The sequence below is a fragment of the Neisseria sp. P0022.S010 genome (genome assembly GCF_051956635.1).
This window is the reverse complement of sequence record NZ_JBQCXF010000559.1, coordinates 1-1,901: the sequence shown is the minus strand read 5'-3', so window position 1 is coordinate 1,901 and position 1,901 is coordinate 1. Positions and strand designations below refer to the sequence as shown.

The following is a 1,901-nucleotide window of genomic DNA, read 5'->3' as shown; positions in this document are numbered from 1 at the left end:
TTGTCGGGATAAAGCGCGGTCAGATACAGGGCAACCAGTCCGCCCAGCGACCAGCCGAGAATGTGTGCCGGCGTGTCGATTTGTCCGGCGAAGGCTTCGGCAACGGCGGCAATATCAAACGGTTCGGTAAAAGGCGCATCGCCGTGTCCGGGCAAATCAAGCGCGCGAACGTCCCAATCGGCAGGCAGGCGCGGTATCAAATCGTCGAATACATGGCGGTTCGCCGCCCAACCGTGTATCAGATAAACTTTTTTGGCGGAGTGTGGCATGAATGTTCTTTCTTGGTGGCGCAGTTTGAAACAGCTCAATGCGCGACGTTGCGTATTATGCCACGATTCCGTTTCGGACGGCCTTTGCCGAGGCTGCGCAAACGATTTGACGGAATATTTTATCGACGCGGCACAAAGCTGCCCTTTGTGTTTCCGCCATATCGCGGGCGGGGCAGTGTGCGGCAGTTGTCAGAAAAAGCCGCCTGCATTTGATAGAATGTGGGCCTCGCTGTATTACGAACCGCCCGTCAGCAGCATGATACGCGAGCTGAAACACTTGGCCGATTTGGGCATGAGCCGTCCGTTGGCAGATTTGATGAGCCAAAACGCACCGGACTGGCTGGCGACGGAACACTTCGATTTCGTCCTGCCCATGCCTTTGAGCAAAGAGCGGCGGCTCAAGCGCGGATTCAACCAAAGCGAGGTATTGACGGATATTTTGGCAAAACGCTACGGCTGGACGCTGCTGCCGCGCCACACGGTTTTCAGACGGCATGGCGAGCCGCAAAGTACGCTGAAAAGCGACGAACGTCTGCGAAATATCAAGAATGCATTTAAAATCAAAGCCGAATTGCCGAAGGCGTGTAATATTCTGTTAATTGATGATGTCTTCACCACCGGCTCGACTTTAAACGAATTGGCGAAAACGCTGAAAAAATCAGGCGCAGGTAAGATTTTTTGCTGGAGTTTGGCGCGGCCGCCAATGAAAAAATAGCTTAAAGTTTTTGACACCCATGGAACATTTCGGCATTATGCCAATCTATAAGTGATTGATTTATATGTTTACCATAGTTTTGTACCAACCCGAAATCCCGCCCAATACGGGCAATATTATCCGCCTGTGCGCCAATACCGGTGCCGATTTGCACTTGGTCAAACCGCTTGGTTTCCCTCTGGATTCGTCCAAAATGAAGCGTGCAGGCTTGGATTATCACGAGTTTGCCAAACTGACGGTACATGAGAATTTCGAAGACTGCCTCAAGGCACTCGAAGGCCGCCGTATTTTTGCGCTGACCACCAAAGGCTCTACCCGCCCCGACGAAGTTTCCTTCCGCGAAGGCGACGTGTTGCTGTTTGGTCCCGAAACACGCGGCCTGCCTGCCGAAGTTCTCGACAGCCTGCCTGCTGGACAAAAAATCCGCCTGCCGATGATGCCCGACAGCAGGAGCATGAATCTTTCCAATACCGTCGCCGTCATTCTGTTTGAAGCATGGCGACAAAACGGTTTTGCCGGCGGCGTATAACAGGCCGTCTGAAACCGCTGCGTTATCAACTCAAGAACGGAACCCGTTTTGACTTTTACTAAAAAAACCCTCCTTTCCTTAGCCGCCGCCACCATCGGCGTCCTTTCCATCAATGCCGCCGTTGCCGACAGCGTGGTCCGAGTCGAAAAACTGCATCCTTCTGCCAACCGCAGTTACAAAGTTGCCGGCAAACTCTACACGCCGCTGACCAAAGTTTCCTCTTTCAGCCAAACCGGCAAAGCCTCATGGTACGGCAACCAATTCCACGGCCGTAAAACTTCCAGCGGCGAGCGTTACAATATGAACGCCCTCTCCGCCGCCCACAAAACCCTCCCTATTCCCAGCTACGCACGCGTGACCAATATGCAAAACGGCAAAAGCGTCATCG

General features: G+C 53.1%; 4 protein-coding genes. 3 read left to right on the top strand and 1 reads right to left on the bottom strand.

Annotated elements, in window-relative coordinates:
* Nucleotides 1–269: alpha/beta fold hydrolase (locus tag ACTHUT_RS19380; protein ID WP_440419465.1), on the bottom strand; the 269-nt coding region annotated here is incomplete at its 3' end.
* On the opposite strand from ACTHUT_RS19380, the gene ACTHUT_RS19375 reads away from it, so the two are divergent.
* The 3 genes from ACTHUT_RS19375 to ACTHUT_RS19365 form a co-directional block, all read left to right on the top strand.
* On the top strand, nt 268–984 hold the full coding sequence (locus ACTHUT_RS19375) for a ComF family protein (protein ID WP_440419464.1): 717 nt from the start codon (nt 268–270) through the stop codon (nt 982–984). The genes ACTHUT_RS19380 and ACTHUT_RS19375 overlap by 2 nt on opposite strands.
* Nucleotides 985–1,048: 64 nt before the next feature.
* On the top strand, nt 1,049–1,513 hold the full coding sequence (trmL, locus tag ACTHUT_RS19370; protein ID WP_049329344.1) for a tRNA (uridine(34)/cytosine(34)/5-carboxymethylaminomethyluridine(34)-2'-O)-methyltransferase TrmL: 465 nt from the start codon (nt 1,049–1,051) through the stop codon (nt 1,511–1,513).
* A 48-nt stretch (nt 1,514–1,561) separates the two neighbouring features.
* On the top strand, nt 1,562–1,901 hold a 340-nt coding region (locus ACTHUT_RS19365), incomplete at its 3' end, for a septal ring lytic transglycosylase RlpA family protein (protein ID WP_440419462.1).